This window comes from Parapedobacter defluvii (assembly GCF_014642075.1).
GTDB lineage: Bacteria > Bacteroidota > Bacteroidia > Sphingobacteriales > Sphingobacteriaceae > Parapedobacter > Parapedobacter defluvii.
On the sequence record NZ_BMIK01000011.1, the window covers coordinates 48,519 to 67,582 of the forward strand.

Sequence of the window (19,064 nt, forward strand, 5' to 3'; positions counted from 1 at the left end):
AATGAAAGTATTTGTTGTTTTTTATGAAAAATAGATTCCTTTTTAATCTTTTTGTTGTGTTTTTTGTAATAAATAAGCTGTCAAAAACCCCAGTCAATGCCTTTTAATACGGCTGGAACTCCTTTGTCTATCCACGGTGCTGCGGGTTGTCCTTTTAAAAAGTGATCAAAAAATTCCAATTCCCGGCGCTGGATGTCTTTGCGGTTTTGGCGTTGCACCAAATTGTGCGCCTCGCCATTGTAATTTAACAGCCAGACCGGTTTCTGTAGGCGCCGGAGTGCGGTAAACATTTCGATGCCCTGATACCAGGGCACGGCACCGTCTGCATCGTTGCTCATGATGGCGACCGGTGTGGTTACATTCGACAGGTGAAACAGGGGTGAGTTTTCGATGTATAGATCCGGGTTTTCCCATAAGGTGGCCCCGATGCGGCTTTGGGTGCGTTCATACTGGAACTGTCGGTTCATGCCGCTTCCCCAGCGGATGCCCCCGTATGCCGATGTCATATTCACAACGGGTGCACCGGCCCAGGCCGCGGCATACATGTGGGTGCGGGTTATCAGGTGTGCCACTTGGTAACCGCCCCAGCTTTGGCCCTGGATACCGAGTTTTTCGCCGTCTACCCAAGGTTGCTTTTTCAATTCTTCCATGCCTGAATTGACGTATTCTTCCGCCGACCGGCCGGGATAACCGATTTCATACCGGATGTCGGGGGCGAAAACCAGGTATCCGTTGCTCACAAAGAAACTGATGTTGAGGCGGGAAGGGGTCGGCGTAGGTGGAATATAGGTGTGAAGCCCATCGGAAAGCCGTTCGTAGAAATAGGCAATGACCGGATATTTTTTCGTGGGATCGAAATCCTCCGGTTTATACAGTATGCCTTCAGCCGCATAACCTCGTGGGGTGGTCCATTTTATCAATTCTGCGGTTCCCCAATTATAGGTCGCTTGCTGGGGGTTAATATGACTCAGTTGTGTTTCGTGTGAAAAATCCGGTGTTGTGTACAGGTCGGGTGCACATACATAGTTTTCTTTGGTGTATAGGTAGTTTTCGGCTTCAGTGGCTTTTTGTACAGCATGATAGCGGAAAGGCCCCATCACAATCTCCCGGGGGTCTCGACGGTTGCGCCCATTGCCTGTATACCATCCGCTTTCTTTATTGGTATGGTTAAAGGCGGATAAGATCAGTGGTTTTTTTAAGTCAATGATGATGGGTTTCCGCTGTCCGTGGTAAGAACCGGCATCTTCGGGAAAATGAGTGTACCGGAAGGTAATCTGATTGCTTCTGCCCGCGCCGTTGGTCAGGATCCGGCGTTGGGTGCCGTCTGGACTGAATCCCCAGATATCGTATTTGTCGTTAATGAATACTTCTTCGTCATCTGCACTCCAGCCTGCAATTCCATATCCGTTGGGTTCATCGGGTACGTCGTTGTCTTCATCGGCAAAGCTGACCGGCAGATCACTGTTTAACCGCACGGTGCTGCCCGATGAGAGGGTGTGGCTATACCAACTGCTGTCCGATCGGTTGAACCAGGTGATGTACCTGCCGGTCGGCGAAAGCGCAATGGAACCCCGGATGTTTTCCGCCACTTTTTTACGGCTTCCGTCCGTTGTAGAAACGGCATAGATATCCTGAAACGAACCTCCCACCCATTGGGTTTCAATGCGCCGTCCTACATCGGTGGTTCCCAGGGCAAACTCATTATCGGCATCGTATGTTAAGCGTACCTCCGGTAGTTGCTCGTCGGCCAAAGGGATAACCCTTCTGCCCTGTTGGGGGTAGGTCACCGCCAGGTAACTCCGGTTTTGTTCCCGGCGGAGGTTAACCAGCTGCTGCGTTTGCAGGTAGTCGTCTTTCCAATGCCAGATGTCTACATTCGCATGTTCAAATTCAACAAGCGTGGTATCTTTTATCCGGGGTACAGGGGCTATGCCGAAAAAAAGTTTTTCCCCGTTTTTGCTGAACCGGACATTACCCTCACCGCTTATATACCAATTTGGCGGTATGCCGTTGGTTCGGGCGTCGGCAATGACGATCGCCGTATCCTGGGTATGCTGCCTGGGTACGTAATAGTAAAGTTTGAATGCTTTCCGGAGGGACTTCTCAGGGCTTTTATCGGCGGTAAACGCCAGTTGTAAGGCAGGTTCGTCAAAGGCAATGTTTTTATAAACGCCTTTTCCACGACTGATGTGATGGGATTCGTGGGTCGCCAGATCGTAATAATAGAGTCCGGCATCTGCACCGATGCTGTCTTTTTCCGCCGCATTGCGTACAAATACCAGTGCAGTTCCTGCTTTATTGAAATAATAGGTATCTACCCGCTCAAATGTCATCTCCTCGCCGCTGGGCAAATGCTGTATATGTAAGATGGGCACCGGCTTTTTGTGCGGTGGTTCATCCGTACGGGTCGTATCCGTTTTTGTGGTATCCGCGGCCGCTGACGGGGATTCACTTATATAGGCAATGTATTCGCTCGTTTCCTCGGGAACTTTGTAGGACGTTACCCTGGCCACTTTGGCAAGCGCGGCTGTTTCCAAGTTAACGATTGCCAGTGAATCCTTCGGCATCTCATCGGGTTTCTTCTTCTTTATCCGCGCTTCCCGGGTTTCACTGAAAAAGGGCCTGATGAGTGCAACCAAGAATCGTTTATCTGCGGAAAAACTTGCTTGAGTTCCCCTGTCGATTTTTTGTACGTGCTGCTGATCGGGTGTAGTGATAATTAATTGCGCATCACCTTCCTGCGGTGTTATGGTGTAATAGATAAAATGCCCATCGGGAGAAATTCCCGACGCGCCAATGCTTTGCCAGCCGTCATATACACTGTGGTCAAGCGGCTTTTTCTGGGCATGGGTTGCATAGGGTGTCAATAACACAATGCATAAAAAAAAGATAGTTTGCTTACGAGTGGGAAATTGGATTTTCATAGTGCAATATTGGCATAATTAGCTGTAAGTGCATGCTGGTGTATTATTTTTTTTACACGTTTGCATCGATAGGGGGGGGCAATACGCGGTTTTTTACCGTAACAAACCTGTTTGCGGGGTGTCAAAATCAGGCAAATAGTTTATTTTTACGGGAATCTTGGATTAAATGAATCTTACGTGTCGACGATATTAAGTGTAAAAGATGTGGGTAAAACCTACGAAAGCGCGGGTAACTCCTTAACGGTTTTGCACCGGATCAATTTTGACGTTGAAGCGGCATCAGCCGTGTCGATTGTGGGGCCTTCGGGGAGTGGAAAAACTACGTTACTGGGATTATGTGCCGGATTGGATCGGGCCAGTACGGGAAGTATCGTGTTAAACGGGATTTGCCTGGATACGCTGGGCGAGGACGACCGCGCGGGTGTACGGAATCAGTACGTGGGTTTTATTTTCCAGAATTTCCAGTTATTGCCTACGTTGACAGCGCTGGAAAATGTTAGGGTACCCCTCGAACTGCGCGGTGAGCGCAACAGCAGGAATCGGGCGTTGGAATTGCTGGATAAGGTGGGATTGGCCGACCGGAGCCATCATTACCCCTTGCAGCTGTCGGGAGGTGAGCAGCAGCGGGTTTCGATTGCGCGGGCATTTTCCAATTCCCCCCGGATTTTGTTTGCCGATGAGCCGACTGGAAACCTGGATGCTGAAACCAGCGATACGATTGAACGCCTGTTGTTTGATCTCAATAAGGACATGGGAACTACGCTGGTACTGGTAACGCACGATATGGATCTGGCATTTAAGACCCAGCGCATTATCCGCATGAAAGGGGGAGCCGTGGTTTCGGATGAGGTTACACAGCCGAAGGAATTGTAAGATGGAAGTCCCTTATACACGACCGAAGCTGGCAGCGGGCTGGATAGTCCGGATGGCGTGGCGGGACAGCCGGCGGAGCCGTTCCCGGCTGTTTTTGTTTGTTTCCTCCATTATCATCGGAATTGCCGCGCTGGTTGCAATCTACGCTTTGGGTGATAACTTTGAAAAGGATATCGACAATCAGGCAGCGACGCTCGTAGGCGCCGATTTGGTGATCAGTAGCAACCATTCACTTGAAGAGGGGGAGCAAGGAATCATTGATTCGGTCAGGGGGCTGAGCAGGGCGCATGCTGAGGAGCAGAGTTTCGCATCGATGGTGTTGTTTCCCAAGAGCGGGGGGACGCGGTTGGTGCAGATACGGGCTTTGGGAGGAGACTTTCCCTATTATGGCAAACTAGAAACAGTGCCAGAGGCCGCGGGAAGGGAATTCCGGAACCACCGGCAGGCATTGGTTGATAAAACGCTCCTGTTGCAGTTTGGAGCAGAAGTGGGCGATTCCATTAAGGTAGGTGAAGTGCTATTTGAGATTGCCGGGCGCCTGAACCAGGCACCCGGCCAAAGCGGAATCTCTACCACCATTGCGCCGGCTGTGTTCATTCCCATGGCGTACCTGGATGCAACCGGACTTAACCAAAAGGGAAGTCGGATCAACTATAGCTATTATTTCCATTTACCGGGTGGAAGGGATGCGGATGTACTCGCCAAAGGTCTGGATTCATTGCTGGAGGTACACCGGATGGGGTACGATACGATTGCGTCACGGAAGGAGGAAACCGGAAGGTCGTTTTCCGACTTAAGCAAGTTTTTATCATTGGTGGGGTTTGTTGCCCTGTTGCTGGGATGTATCGGTGTTTCAAGTGCCATTCATATCTACATTAAGGAAAAGCTGAACAGCATTGCCATTTTACGCTGCCTGGGAGCCAGTTCAAAACAGGCATTTTTGATTTTTCTCGTACAGGTTATGGGTGTGGGCTTCATCGGCTCGCTTATCGGTGCGATACTGGGTACTGGTGTCCAACAACTCTTACCGTTGGTGTTTAAAGATTTTGTTCCCGTTGCCATCAGCACGGATGTATCGTGGAGCGCCATTCTGCAGGGCATCGGCTTAGGCGTTTGGATATCCGTCCTGTTTGCCTTACTACCCCTGATCGGTATCCGGAATATCGCGCCACTGAATACCCTGCGGCTATCGCTGGATACCCCCAGTCCGATCAGAGACAGACTGAGTTGGCTGGTCTACGGCTTAATTGCCTTGTTTATCTTCGGTTATGCCTATCTGCAATTGAGCGGCTTCTTGCAGACGCTCGCATTTACCGCAGGTGTTGCGGTATCCTTTATGGTGCTATTTGCCACGGCGAGCTTGCTGATCTGGTTGGTCCGGCGCTTTTTTCCCGCCTCATGGAGTTATTTGTGGAGACAGGGGCTTTCCAACTTATTCCGTCCCAACAACCAAACGGTTATCCTGGTGATTTCAATCGGACTCGGAACGGCCTTCATTGCCACCCTGTTGCTGGTCCAGGAAATGCTCATTTCGCGTGTATCGTTATCGTCAAGCGGAAACCAGCCCAATATGGTGCTTTTTGACATACAGACTTCCCAAAAGCAGCGGGTGGCTGAATTGGTTAAAGAGCAGGGACTGCCCGTAATCGATCAGGTGCCGATTGTAACCGTGCAGTTGGAAGCCATCAACGGAATTACGGCTGACCAGGCCCGGGCCGATAGTACCCTTCAGGTATCACGGCGCGCGCTGGGAGGCGAGTTGCGGGCAACGTACCGGGACAGCCTGATCGATTCGGAAAAAATCACTGCAGGAACGTGGATGGGGGAAGCTGCACGGGGAGAGATGCCACGCGTATCGTTGGAAGAGGGGTATGCAAACCGGATCCACGTATCGGTGGGTGATACGCTTTTGTTTAATGTGCAGGGCGTGCGCATACCGACCCTGGTGGGCAGTTTGCGGGAAGTAGACTGGAACCGCGTGCAAACCAATTTCAGGTTGATTTTTCCGATGGGTGTGATTGACAACGCGCCACAATTCCACGTACTGATGACCCGTGTGCCCGACGAGTCGGTGTCTGCCCGGATGCAGCAAGCGGTGGTTACGCAATTTCCCAATGTATCCATTATTGATCTGGGATTGATTTTGTCCGTATTGGATGAGATTTTAGATAAAATCGGGTTTGTTGTCCGTTTCATGGGTGGATTTAGCATGCTCACGGGTTTTGTGGTATTGGTTGCCTCGGTGATGATCAGCAAATACCAGCGGATCAAAGAGAGTGTGCTGTTGCGCACCATGGGTGCCTCAAGAAAGCAGATTTTGGTCATTACCGCATTGGAATATTTATTTTTGGGCTTGCTGGCTGCATTTGCAGGAGTTGTACTTGCCTTGGCAGGAAGCTGGGCATTGGCTGCATTCAGTTTTGAGGTGCCGTTTGCCCCCAATTTACTTGCAATGGGGCTGCTGATCATCGGGGTTACGGCAATTACGGTGTTGGTTGGCCTTTTCAACAGCAGGGGGATTACCCTGCGGCCGCCGCTTGAAATCCTGCGTAAGGATATATGACAGGAAATTAATTCAGCATATATTTTAAGATCGCCAGGGCAACGGAGTCCACCGGTTCCGCCGTGTTGGACAATACAACGATGGCCATTTTCCGGTCGGGTGTCAATGCGAGGTAGCTGCTGCTGCCGAATGTACCACCGTTGTGCCAATAAATAAGTTCATCGCCCACGACGTTCATATGCCAGGCCAAGCCGATGTCGGTATCGGGGGGATTGAAATAGGTGAATTGGCGGGTCAGTGCCAAGGCATGCTCCAAATCGGTTTCCGGCATTTTAAAATGAGCCTTTGCATACAAAAGCAAATCGGATACCGTAGATTTAAGTGAGCCGTGTGCCGTAAATGCATCAAATGTCCATAACGGGGTTTCCTGGCCTTTTTCGTTATATCCCTTTGCCACGTATTGGCTGTCGGGATCGGGATGTTCGGTCGTGTTTTTCATCCCCAAAGGCTGGCAGATGATTTCCTTCACCATCTCATTGTATGGTTTTCCATAGACGGTGGAAAGAATGTCGCCCAGTATTCCGAATCCGAGGTTGCTGTACTGGTACATGGAATCCGGCGGAACAGTTGCTTTGTAGGCTTTCAGATAGCTGTACAGGTGTTCTTTGGTATAACTTTTATAGGGATCCAAGGGATGGCCGGCAGCCGTTGCGTCGAGGTTGCCGGGCATACGGGGCAGACCCGACGTATGGTTGGCCAGGTGCATCAGGGTAATGCGTTGCAGGTCGGGGTTTTCTGCTACCGAGTCAGGCAGGTATTTGGTGATGGAATCTTCCAGATTTACCTGCTGGGTTTGAACCAGATAGGCTAGCAGTGTTGCGGTAAAGGTTTTGCTGATTGAACCGATCTCAAACAGCGTGTTTTCATCCGGAAGCTGCTTGTTGTTTTTTTCGGTTTCCCCGTAATAAAAACCGCTGGTCTTTCCGGCATTGATGATGCCGATGGCTAACGCATGCGTATGGCCCTTGCGGCTATAGCTTAGCGCAACGGAATCTACATACCGATCAAACTTGGAGGCTGCCGCATTACTCGATTCGACGGCTGCATTTTTCTCCGGTACCGGATCGCCCGCATACGGCTGAAAAAGAAAAACATCAATTTTATTCAGGCTGTCAAGCCCCAAGACCAATTGCAGCGGAGTACTGATAAAGTTTAACTTATAGGTACCGGTACCCTTTTCGAAGGTTTTTAATTCGGCTGACTGAATTTGCCCCAGTGGATAAAGTTGCTGGGACATGACGGTTTGGAATGCCTGCAACGAAAGAGATTGCTTGAATTTTGAGCTACCCAAGGCATAGATCGAATCCGTCTCCTGTTGATTGAAATGATACTCTATCTTATTGAATACTGCCTGGTTGATTCTCCGGGGTGTATCTTCTTCTTGGGCAAAGGCCGAATATAGAGGCAGTAAAGCGAGTAAAAAACAGAGGGTTCTGATCATGATTCCAAACATCCGGCAAAATTACGTGAAACGTAGTTACATTCCTAATAATTGTTTCAGACGCGCGTAGCCGTTTTTACTGACGCTTACTTTTTTTCCATCCGAAAGTACAGCGATATGGCTGTCTTTTTCGTGGGGTTCCAAACGGATTATGTGATCGATTTTAACAAGGAATGAACGGTGCACGCGGACGAATTGAAGCGGATCCAGCTGCTCTTCAAAGGAAGCCATGGTTTTGTTTTTCATAAATGTGCCTTCATCCGTGTGGATTTTTACATAGTCGTCATCTGCTTCCAGGTAAATAATACTGGCTGTGGGAATGATTTTGATCTTGGTACCGGTCTTTACGACCACACGTTCGAGTTTGCCCCCTGTATGGCTGACGTCATCAATCAGCTTCCGTGTGTTTTCCCGGTCGGCTGCCAGCCCGCGCGTATCGAGAAACTTCGTCACAGCCTGATCAAAGCGGGTTTTGGAGATCGGCTTCAGCAAATAATCAACCGCATGCTGTTCAAATGCCCGGATCGCATGGTCATCAAAGGCGGTCGTAAAAATAACAGCCGGTTGCCTGTCAATGATTTCCAGCATTTCAAACCCATTGATTTTCGGCATTTGTATGTCGAGGAATATGAGATCCGGTTGGTATTGCATGATCGCCTTGGCACCTTCAAAACCGTCGTTGCACTCGGCTACGACGGTTATTTGAGGGTAGCTTTCCAGGTATTCAGCCACCATGCTCCTAGCCAAAGGTTCATCATCTATCAATACCGTTTTAATCATAGTTGGGGGATCTTGATTATGCTGGTAAAGATATGTGTTGTTGCGTGAGTTTCCAACAAATCTGTCCGTCCAAACAATAAAAACAGGCGACGTTGCACACCGCGGAGTCCAAATCCTGTACCTCTGCGCGGTTTGTTACTTTGGCTATCGTACGGGTTCTCGATTTGTATTTCCAGCATGTGATTATTGCAGGTACAGGCTACCCCGATGGTTACTTTTTCCGTGGTGTCATACAATCCGTATTTTATGGCGTTTTCCACCAATGGCTGCATGATCATGGCAGGCAGTGTTTTGGTCAGGCACGCTTCGTCATAGGTTACCTGGGTTTCCAGCCGATGCCCGAAGCGTACTTTTTCGATAGACAAATACAGTTGCAGGTGTTCCAGTTCATCTTTCAGGGCAATCAATTGCTGGTCATCCTTACGCAGGGTGCCCCGTAAAAAATCCGACAACTGAAAGGTCATATTGCGGGCTTCTTCGGGCTTGCGTCCAATCAGCGCAATGATGGAGTTGAGACTGTTAAATAGAAAGTGGGGTTGAAGTTGCTGCCGGAGGTTGTAAAGCTCCGCTTCCCGTGCAAGCCGTTCCGCATCGGCTTTCCGCTGCTCATTTTCCTTGTGCTCCTGCTGAATGTTCCAAAGAATATTGATCATGGCAATCCAGGCAATGAGCAGTGCATTGACGAAAAAACGCAGGGGTAACGACAGATCAATCTGGCTGAGGTAATTTTGGTCGTGAATGATGTATTGCAGGATCCAGCGATCCAGTGAGACACTGATAGCGGCCAGCACGAGACCCCAGATGACAATGTAGAAATAACCCTTTCGCCGGGGAAGGTAATGATTTAATGCATTGGCAATGACATAACAGCAAAGGGAGGTCAGTGTGGCGCTTATCAGGCTGTCGTTTAAAGCTAAATTGATATCGACCCCGAACCACCAAAGCAGCGCTGTCTGAATAAATGCACAAATGACCCAGATTATAAAACAGCTGATGTTTATCAATCGCTGTCTGGAAGATGTATAGGGGATACTGCTCACTGGGTCAATTAAATGCTTTTAATGGTAATCCCTCCGAATATGGAGGTCCCCTTGATGTAGACCACTTTTTGCTCGTCGTGGGGGATGCCGTGTGTAAACCGCTTGTCGTCCACTTCGCCGAATACCGACACCACGTCAGAATGAATTTTCCAATGGGAAGGTACGATGATTTTTATTCCCGCGAAAATCTGAAATACATCAATGACGATAGGCTCTTGAATATCGGCCTGAATCAGATTGATATCCGTGCCTCCGAAAATGTTAATCACTTCACCGCCTTGGAAGTGTTTGGAAATGATTGTCTTTTTCACATCACTGAAAACGGAGGTGGACTTCAGGTAATCGTCGGTTGAAAAGTTCGTATATCCTTCGGGTTCTTCCGTTTCGCTGAATGCAGTAGGTTCGTTAAATGCGGCAGCCCCGCCGGGTGCAGGGCTGTCGGGTTGTTCGTTTACCACACGTTTGTCCCATTCATAGTCTCCGCCGGAATCGAACCGGTCGCGGAACCTGTGACGTCGGTCACGCCTTGGCGGACGGGGGCCGGGCCTTCCCTTACCCAATAACAGCCATAAACCTATACCGATGATAATGGCGGGCCATAAAAACGGGCCGATGTCAAAATACGCGATGTTCCGGAGCAGAAAAAACAACCCTAATCCCAGTAATATATACGATGCGGGATTTCTGAAATTCGAGTTTCCTCCGATCATAAGGCCGACAGCAATGAGGATGACCGGCCATAGGTTTCCCCAATTGAATATCCAGGGGGGGAAAAGCCAGCCGAGCCCCAATTTTCCTGCAAGTAATACGGTACCAATGCCCACAATAATGATCCCTGCCCACATTCTACCTGCGTTGGAACTGCTATGCGTCGGATGATGTTGTCTATTCATGATCTATTGTTAAACCCTTTACGTTCAAAAAAATTACTTATCCAAAGGTATATGGATTCCACACGTTCTGCAAGCCCGATTAGGTAACAGGTTACTTTTTCTCGGTGAATTGCGGATTTATTTCGGTAAACATTCCAAGTGAAAAATATTTTTACAATTTAAGGGAAAGATTTGCATTAATAAACTAAATTCTTTTATATTTATCCCGATTCTGACAATAAGAAATAAAAAGCTTAACAATGGGAGATTTTGACAACAAAGAGCGTGAGGAGGTTTTTTCAAAAAAGGTAAGGGCGGGCAAGCGCACTTATTTTTTCGATGTAAAGGCAACGCGATCCAATGATTATTACATCACGGTCACGGAGAGTAAGAAGCGATTTGAAGACGGTGTATTCATCAAGCATAAGATATTCCTGTATAAAGAGGATTTTGAAAAGTTCGCGGAAGGATTGAATGAAGTGGTTGATTACATCAAGGCGCACCAGGAAGTTGTGGAAAAGCGTTATGAACCCGGTTTTGAAAATAACGGTGTGGGGGTAGCGGAGGATGTCGATTCCAAAGATGACTTTTCTTTTTAGCCTATAAATAATAATCTGATCATAGGAAAGCCTTGCATTGATGTAAGGCTTTTTTAGTATCCAAATAATTTCAAGATCATGCGTTGGAAAGGTGGCAGACAAAGTGATAATTTTGAGGATCGCCGGGGGATGTCCTCTGGCGGGAAACTGGCACTGGGCGGTGTCGGCGGCATTATCGTGCTGATTGTAGGGCTGTTGTTGGGCGGAGATCCACAGCAGATGCTGGAGCAACTGCAAAGCACCGGCACACAGACCACGGAAGGACCTGTTGAAATCAGTGCCGAAGAACAGGAACTGACGGAACTGGTCAAGGTGGTCCATGCGAGCACCGAAGATGTGTGGCAGACAGTTCTCCGTTCTGAAGGATTGCAATTCCGCCCGAATACGTTGGTGCTTTACCGGGATCAGACACCTACGGATGGCTGCGGGATGGGCGCTTCTGCATACGGCCCTTTTTATTGCCCGGCGGATGAAAAAGTATACATTGACCTCAGTTTCAACGACGAATTACACAACCGATTCGGTGCAACAGGCGAATTTGCGATGGCCTATGTGTTGGCGCACGAAGTGGGGCACCACATCCAAAAGCTAACCGGCGCTATGGACAAAGTGAATGCAGCCAGGCAGCAGCTCAGCGAGGTTCAATACAACAAGGTGCAGGTAATGCTGGAGTTGCAGGCTGATTTTTATGCCGGTGTGTGGGCACACCACGCCAACAAAAATTCGGACGTTTCGCTGGAGTATAACGACATCCGCCAGGGGATGGAAGCCGCCGCAGCCGTTGGCGACGACCGGCTGCAGATGCAATCACAGGGACATGTGGTGCCGGAAGCGTTCACCCACGGCACTTCCGAACAGCGGGCATACTGGTTCAAAAAGGGGTTTGATACAGGCGATATGCAGCAAGGGGATACGTTCAATGATCCAAGTTTGCAGTAGGAATTCATACTGGCCCGTCTGAAATCTAAAAACATTTTGTACCTTTGTGTCAGATATGGAAAAACAAACTGTGAAAAAAGAAGCAATTGTGAAGTTAGTAGCCAAAATGGTTGCTGACAAGGAAGCGGTGTGCTCATACATCAAAGGAAAAATCTCGAAGGAAACGCTAAAGCAAAAAGGGATAAAACTAGTCAATCCACTATAATTATGCTTACGATAGACTGACAGATGCGTTCGTCTTACGACCAAAAACAACATCCTGTATCGTGTATTCTTTATTTTAGACGAAACCTTTTCTGTCGTTTCGGGTGGGGAAGTTCCAAATTGTAATCTTACCCTAACTAGCTACATCCAAAACTAAAAAATTCCAATCAGCTGTGCATGCCTGCGTACTTCTTCTTCCAGTTATAAAAAGTGGCTTGGTGCACACCCAGTTCACGGCAGATATCCGCCGTGGATTTACCTGACTCGTGTTGTTTGATAGCCGAAACGATCTGGCTCTCTCTGATTCTTGTCTTTTTCATCGTTCTGTGGTTAAAGTTACGAATTCTCGCATTCCAACCAGTCCGATTTTTTGGAAGGGTTACAGTTGGATTGTTGTGCAATTAGTAATTCCGCTGTCCTTGCAAGTTTATTTTGCATTGATGGATATTGATGTATGACTCAATCATCAAAGAATACCACTCTTTATCTAATAAAGATAAGAAATCCGACTTCGATATATCTGTTTGGTGAAACCCAAATTGACCATCCCACGGTCGGGATTCAATACTAAATTTTAGAGCTGTTTCATCGTCAGCGAATAAGAAGCCTTGTTTTTCTAAATGCTGTCTGTGGACTCTGCAGATTATGAAGTCTTCCGGATGAAATTGTGAGATCGTATTGTCTTCTGAAAGAGCTTTCAATAGAGAACGACTTCTAAGACTAAACCCACCATTGCCAACACATTTATCGTTCCAAGGAGCCCCTATATAATCATAGCTTAGGAACTGATTTCTCCACCCTTTGGGATTAAGAACGAAACCGTCCCACTGAATTACAAGCGCAAAAGGCGTATCAATATATTGGTATAATTTCTTAATCATAAATTCGCTATACTGTTCAACGGTCTTCAATGGCTCAATGGGAATAATATATGGAGAATTGCATCGGATACTGCTCAACAATTTTATTGCGCCAAAATTTATTTCTTTTTGCGAGATTTCCGCGGCCAGTATTAATCTTTCGATATTTACACAATCTACACCGACCAAGGTCACATCTTTTAATTGTAACATTGCCTTATTTATTAAAGTAGTTTAATTGCGATAGGAATAAAGCGTCTCCACTTTTTAAAGTAATAATATTTTGTCCCAACACTTGTCGCTTGCCTCTCCTGAAGCAATGCCCATCAAACCGAGCCCTACACCGCTACTTCCGTTCAGTATGCCAAATCTTAGAGTCGATGGAAAGTTGCTCCTGTAACTGTCAAGAGAAGACGTTCTATCACCATAATAGTCAAGGATCGTCTTTAGCCAATAGTCAATAGCGGTTGATAGATTATTTAATTCAAATTTTTGACGAAGTTTATGAAATAAATATGTATACCCGATGCTACCTTGACAGAAAAATATATCTTGCGCTGAATTTTTGTCGGTAGTATAGCTAGCGCATTGCTTAACATGCTCAGAGATTTTAGATGCCAAAACGTTTTCCCCTAAATATTCCAAAGCATCTAACAAGTTATAACTAATGCTTAACTCTCCTGTAGACCAAGCCAACTTAGAGCTCGGGCGTCTATCATAATTAAAACTGTCATTGAAAAAATCGGGAAAAAATAAAGAGTCACGTCTAGTGGTAGTTATGATAGTCATTAGCTTACAACACACTTGTTCGATCATAATTCTCACTTTTTCTATATTCTTTCCCTTCTTGGACACCTGCCGCAAAACAGCTAAAAAACCTGCTTCACCGTGCGCTAGCGTCAGGTTATCTTTATAAGATAAGGATGTCAACATCTTCTTTGACCTCCTAATAGGTTTTTGAAGTGCTTTATTTTTCATAATTTCCGCTAAAAGCCCAGTAACATCCCAATCTTCTGAGTTTAAAAAGGCGATGATTCCTAAAGAACCAAAAAGATAATCGTTGTTTTCTAAAGCGACAGCTCGATACGCTACTGTTTCTAAATAGTTATATGTTTCAATACTAAAGATTTCCATAGGTGGATCAGCAAGGTATCCACGCTGATAAAGAATATTTAATCCCCATAATATTCCAGTCAGCCCGTTAGCAAGATAGGGATTAATGGTTTTTGAACTCACGATGTTTTCTACTGCTTCAGTGACTAGCTTGCCGCCTATTTCAGCGTATTTTTCGTTTTGTGTATATTCATAATAATAATAATAGAAAAGGGCTAGCCCCATTCGTCCATTAAGTAGGCCATTATTGTTCAAAAGATCTCCATTCGCCAAATGGCCTTCGGCTATAATGTGAAGCACGTTTTTAATTTTATCACTATATAGCCCATGATATATAGGATGAGGTTGTGGTTTACAAAGTGATGGCGGTATGGAGTTGTTCATTTCGAAAGGAGGTAATTCCATGTTCTAGAAAAAGTATTAATTTACGCTTTTCTCACTGTACTTTATTTACATATTGATATGGTCTGCCTAAGCCAAGTAGGGAATCCCAATTCGACGGGTCTTCAGAAATAATAGACAAGATTGTAATTGCAGTTCCTGATAAACCATAGCAAAGACTGTGATCTGAATCTTTAATTTTATCGCTGATAATACGTTTCTCCAAATCCGCAAGTATCATGCGGTAGGCTTGAATAATTGCTTTACGCAAAAATGGTGAATTTTGGAATCGATGGAGTTTGTGGCAAATATACATGATTCCAGCCAACCCATTTCCAAAAGATAGATTGCTGGTATAGTTGTCAAAATTAGATTGGACAGCGCTTTCTGCAAAATGAACGGCCCATTGCGCTAATCTTTTATCGTTCAAATATGTAGAAGCTATATAGAGTGAATTAGCAAGTAATAATGTATCGTATTCACTCCACAACGCACCGATGTTTTTTTTTCGTTGAAGGAATAAAAGCTTATACGAAGCATTTCTTAGCTTTTCTAAAAACTCGGCTTTGTCTTGAAATACAAAATGCGCATCACATAATAATGGTATAAAGGAGTGTTCGATTTTGTCGATATATAAGTCACTAATGTATCTAGTCATATTAAAGTCTGTGCTTATCTTGTTCCCAAATGAAAGCTCTGTATACCGTAATACTTTTTTTAAGAGTTCAAGATTTTCACTTTTTATTTCTGGGGTGGATATCCTAGTAGACTTTAACTTACCAATTAGATACAAACCAATTCCTACCATACCCGTGGAGACAGAAAAATCTAAAAGATTATCAACGAATAGATATTTATTGATTAACGAATCCAGAGAGGAAAATGTGTCCTGATCGACTTCAAAATACCGACTTTCATGGCAGAAAGTTAAACCAATATCCACACCTAAAAAGCCGCATTTCATCGAATATATGTTGTTAAATTCATTAAATGTCCAGTCGTTTTTGGGGCTTTTAATAGAAATGAAATTTTTCTCTAGACGAGAAAAAGCTGTGTTTGTGAGTCGTATGTCATTTGTAAATTTCGAGTATTCCAAAAGAAACACACATAGCCCCATATCCCCTTTAAAAAGTCCATTTGAAGAGATTGGGGATATCGATAACATTTTTGAGAGATTCGATAGAATTGTTCTGGCATTTTCCTTATCAGAATCTTTAATAGGTAAATGATTGCAATATTTATAAGTTTCTTTGCCGGTGCGGTTCATCTCTAAATCTATTTGTTATTTTTTCACTATCGAATAGCGTTTTTCATAATTAATATCGATTAATTTATTATATACGCCTTTCTCATAAACGTCTTCAACGATTCGAAAATATTTAGAAAGGTGGAGATTGCTAATGATATAAGGGAAGAGTATATCACTCCAATCTTTCGCTGATTTTCCCCAGATACTTGAGTCGCTTGCTCTCGTTTGAGATTCATAGTGATATGCTACCAAACTTCCTAATGTTATATTTTTTAGCCCGTGCTTCAGGCACTCTAGGTTGAACTCAACATCTTGATAAACATCTTTATACGATTCGTTAAATCCCCCAACTTTCTTAAAAGTCTCATATTCAACAAACATGAATGCTCCCGTATTCCCAACTGTATATTCGCTCTCTGTACTAAATCCATAACGGTATCCTAGAAAGCGATGTGAAATAAAAATTCTATTGTCTCCTCGGTGGAATATATCTATGCCAAGGTGTTGAATTCTATTGTTTTCAAAAAGCAGTTTAATTCCTAGTGTGCCAATATTTACGCCTTCCTTAGATTTTTGCTCGTATTCATATAAGCAGCCGTCGATACAATGGTTTATAAATTTCACATCGTTGTTGCAGAATAAAAGAAAATCATCCACTACACAATGCCCTTGCTGTGCTAAGAGCGAGACAATCAGATTATTTACTTTAGAATAATGGTAAAATCCAATATCTAAGAAATTATAGTGGCTAATTCCTCTTTTAGTTTTGCTAAGCGAGTTTTTTGCGTCCGATTTATTATTTAACTCCTCAAGTTTTTGTCTAATCAAAACTTTATTTGGTTCTTCGGATCCAGTATCACCTATCCAAACACAATAATTCGCATAGACAGTGGTTGTAAAAATGGAATCTAATAAATCAAAAAGCAGCTTAAGTTGATCTTTCGTGAGTATGATTATATGAACAAACCTTTGCATATTTTCAATAGGAAAGGGGTTATAAGACTCTAGTTCGACATCGTTGATCCTTTCGGCAAGGAAGTTTCCAGGGTATTTGCGAAGAAACAAATTTCGATTTTCCTCCCACTCGGGCGTTAGGTTTCCAGTCGAATTGTGGTAAAGTTTAATGCTGTGATTCGTTATTACACCTATTTTTACTCCACATTTGAAATTACGGATGCAAAACGAAACATCGTAGAAATGATAGCCTTTGAAATCTTCGTCAAAATTCTCTTTTATTCTTGATCTATTTACTAACAGAAAGACCCCGTCAACGACTACCGCCGGAGTAATCAGGCTGGCTTTTCCGCTCCACCATAAATCTATGATGCCATCTTTATGATGTGGATGAAATATCAGCCCTAAAGTATTGTCTTGGCCGCTATCAAACCATGCGCCTTTGTCTCGCTTTTCATTAAGCTCAGCAGTTCCGGCAATTCCTAAAATGCCGTATTCGCTTTCTGCCAATACTTTAACTAAACTTGGTCCCCAATCATTTTCTAAAAACAAAGTATCGTTATGAATGAATAGAATTGTTTCGGAGTCTGAATCAATAAGCGCTTTGTTATATACTTCGCTTAAAGAAAACTGATTGAAATTCTCGTATTTCTGAATTGTTATATTTTCGTGTGGAAACCCCGACGTTCGCAAAAGCATACGTTCAAAAATTTCGTTTTGTTCGGCGGTATAGTTGCTCGAATAAGCTATGGTTAGAAGAGTTTGTCCTGTCATCGTTTTTTGATTTATATTCTGTAAGGCAACATTGGTTTCTAAAGGCGTTCTAAAAGATTAAAAAAGGGAAAGCAGGGTTGTTTTTACCTTTGGGTTGCAAAACAGATCCTTTCTTAATGTCAAATATCGACGTATTCAAAAGTGATAGGGATATACTAAGCAGCGTCACCTGCGTTCCATCACTAGTCGCATACTCCGCAGTAATCGCTGCATCAGTGTAGCATCCTCGGTGATTATTTCTGCCGTACCGATCATGCCCGTGGTTAAATAAATCGGGCTGCCAGATTCCATAGGCTTGAAATCCACGCGTGAAAGGAAGATGCTATCCCGGTAGGGTACCTTATTAAGCTTAGCCACTGTTCCCAATACGACCCCATATTCCTCGAACGGATAGCTTGCGAGTTTGACTAATACCTGCAGCCCGACTTTTACCTTCCCCATATTGAGCTGCGGGATGACCGCTTCGCCGAAGAAATCTGTACTACCGGCGTTGACAAGGAATACCTCCCTTCCGCTCTCGATATGCTGGTATGGTTGGATAATCCCAGAGAAGATGACGGAGCCCGGTGTCGGGGCCGTAAGCACATTTAGCATCTTCCATTGCTGCATCTCGCTGACTAAGCTGTTAAGCGCTTGCTGGAACTTCGCTCGCTCCTCCGCGATTTTATTGTCCAGATCGGCCAGTTCCCTAGTTTTGCCCATGCGTGCAGCCTCGATGGAAAGCAGGCTTGATGCTGTTTGTTGTAGGGGATGCTGCTTAGCGAGCAGTGCGGCCCGTTCCTTTTGGTATTCGGCAGGTGAGATTACTTTCTTATCCGCAAGTTGCTCATAGCGCATGAATTCGGTTTCAGCGATATTAAATTCCCGCTGTTGCAGCTCTTGTTGTTTGACTAATTGGGCCCTTTGCTGGCCAATGTTTACCATGTCGCGGAGAAGATAATCCCGTTGTTTCCGGTAGATGCCGTCTTCTTTGGCAGCCCGGTAGCTTAGGTATGACTGGTAAAAGGCCTGGTATCCCGGCTGTAACTCCCCCAACCGGATCCTCGAGGGTGAGACAAAATCATCTGATACTGTCCCTTCGGGCGTATACAAGCTGTCTCGAATGCGTTCCAGTCTTTCCAGCATATCCAATACCTGCTGATGATCGGCCGTGCTTTCCATCCAGGCCAATTCCTGCCCCTGTTTAACAGCTTGGCCGTCTTCAACCAGAATATTGACGAGATTGCCGGCCACCCTGCTGACAACGGGCTTGGGCGCATTGACCGCATTGACACGGATTGGGGCAATCACCACATCGGGATACTTGATAAATACAGATAACGCTACGATGACTAGTAGCACCACCAACACCCAGGTAATGCCCCACCTCATTAGCGCAGCGGGCGGGGCGCTGATGATATCCTGCACATCTTCAGAATGGATTTGCCGCCCATTGTGTGATGCACTCCTACCCACTGTAATATGGGTGATCGTTGGCTGCGGTGACTGTTGCTCCATG

15 protein-coding genes are annotated in these 19,064 nt (G+C 45.4%); 4 read left to right on the plus strand and 11 right to left on the minus strand.

The features are described from left to right. Positions 1 to 80: 80 nt before the first annotated feature. Complete coding sequence (locus tag IEX60_RS15420; RefSeq protein ID WP_188752195.1) at positions 81 to 2,924, minus strand: S9 family peptidase; 2,844 nt, start codon at positions 2,922 to 2,924, stop codon at positions 81 to 83. 177 nt (positions 2,925 to 3,101) lie between these two features. Here IEX60_RS15420 and IEX60_RS15425 point away from each other — a divergent pair, with 177 nt between their 5' ends. Both IEX60_RS15425 and IEX60_RS15430 read left to right on the plus strand, forming a co-directional pair. Next, positions 3,102 to 3,797, plus strand: a complete 696-nt coding sequence (locus IEX60_RS15425; protein ID WP_188752197.1) for an ABC transporter ATP-binding protein — start codon at positions 3,102 to 3,104, stop codon at positions 3,795 to 3,797. A gap of 1 nt (position 3,798) precedes the next feature. Further along, on the plus strand, positions 3,799 to 6,360 hold the full coding sequence (locus tag IEX60_RS15430; protein WP_229717590.1) for an ABC transporter permease: 2,562 nt from the start codon (positions 3,799 to 3,801) through the stop codon (positions 6,358 to 6,360). A 7-nt stretch (positions 6,361 to 6,367) separates the two neighbouring features. On the opposite strand, the gene IEX60_RS15435 is transcribed toward IEX60_RS15430, so the two are convergent. The 4 genes from IEX60_RS15435 to IEX60_RS15450 are packed head-to-tail and all read right to left on the minus strand — an operon-like array spanning position 6,368 to position 10,514. Continuing rightward, positions 6,368 to 7,801, minus strand: a complete 1,434-nt coding sequence (locus IEX60_RS15435) for a serine hydrolase domain-containing protein (protein WP_188752198.1) — start codon at positions 7,799 to 7,801, stop codon at positions 6,368 to 6,370. Between the two features lie 36 nt (positions 7,802 to 7,837). After that, positions 7,838 to 8,581, minus strand: a complete 744-nt coding sequence (locus IEX60_RS15440; RefSeq protein WP_188752200.1) for a LytR/AlgR family response regulator transcription factor — start codon at positions 8,579 to 8,581, stop codon at positions 7,838 to 7,840. Further along, positions 8,578 to 9,621 carry a sensor histidine kinase gene (locus IEX60_RS15445; protein WP_188752202.1) on the minus strand — a complete coding sequence of 348 codons (1,044 nt, stop codon included), beginning with the start codon at positions 9,619 to 9,621 and terminating at the stop codon, positions 8,578 to 8,580. The genes IEX60_RS15440 and IEX60_RS15445 overlap by 4 nt, the downstream gene beginning before the upstream one ends. Before the next feature lie 8 nt (positions 9,622 to 9,629). Then, positions 9,630 to 10,514, minus strand: coding sequence for a LiaF transmembrane domain-containing protein (locus tag IEX60_RS15450; protein WP_188752204.1), 885 nt, complete (start codon positions 10,512 to 10,514; stop codon positions 9,630 to 9,632). Between the two features lie 239 nt (positions 10,515 to 10,753). On the opposite strand from IEX60_RS15450, the gene IEX60_RS15455 reads away from it, so the two are divergent. After that, complete coding sequence (locus IEX60_RS15455; RefSeq protein WP_188752207.1) at positions 10,754 to 11,092, plus strand: DUF3276 family protein; 339 nt, start codon at positions 10,754 to 10,756, stop codon at positions 11,090 to 11,092. 78 nt (positions 11,093 to 11,170) lie between these two features. Beyond that, positions 11,171 to 12,031, plus strand: coding sequence for a KPN_02809 family neutral zinc metallopeptidase (ypfJ, locus tag IEX60_RS15460; protein ID WP_188752209.1), 861 nt, complete (start codon positions 11,171 to 11,173; stop codon positions 12,029 to 12,031). 371 nt (positions 12,032 to 12,402) lie between these two features. Here the strand turns inward: ypfJ and IEX60_RS15465 are convergent, their stop codons facing one another. The 6 genes from IEX60_RS15465 to IEX60_RS15490 form a co-directional block, all read right to left on the minus strand. Continuing rightward, positions 12,403 to 12,555: a transposase gene (locus IEX60_RS15465; RefSeq protein WP_188752211.1), complete on the minus strand. Its 153-nt coding sequence runs from the start codon at positions 12,553 to 12,555 to the stop codon at positions 12,403 to 12,405. An 81-nt stretch (positions 12,556 to 12,636) separates the two neighbouring features. After that, complete coding sequence (locus IEX60_RS15470) at positions 12,637 to 13,308, minus strand: DUF5672 family protein (RefSeq protein ID WP_188752213.1); 672 nt, start codon at positions 13,306 to 13,308, stop codon at positions 12,637 to 12,639. Positions 13,309 to 13,362: 54 nt separating this feature from the next. Next, a complete protein-coding gene (locus tag IEX60_RS15475; RefSeq protein WP_188752215.1) occupies positions 13,363 to 14,613 on the minus strand; it encodes a lanthionine synthetase LanC family protein in 1,251 nt (416 codons plus the stop codon). A gap of 31 nt (positions 14,614 to 14,644) precedes the next feature. After that, on the minus strand, positions 14,645 to 15,856 hold the full coding sequence (locus IEX60_RS15480) for a lanthionine synthetase LanC family protein (protein WP_188752216.1): 1,212 nt from the start codon (positions 15,854 to 15,856) through the stop codon (positions 14,645 to 14,647). A 15-nt stretch (positions 15,857 to 15,871) separates the two neighbouring features. Continuing rightward, positions 15,872 to 17,566: a glycosyltransferase gene (locus IEX60_RS15485; protein ID WP_188752217.1), complete on the minus strand. Its 1,695-nt coding sequence runs from the start codon at positions 17,564 to 17,566 to the stop codon at positions 15,872 to 15,874. A 165-nt stretch (positions 17,567 to 17,731) separates the two neighbouring features. Then, a complete protein-coding gene (locus tag IEX60_RS15490; RefSeq protein ID WP_188752218.1) occupies positions 17,732 to 19,063 on the minus strand; it encodes an HlyD family secretion protein in 1,332 nt (443 codons plus the stop codon). Between the last annotated feature and the right edge of the window lies 1 nt (position 19,064).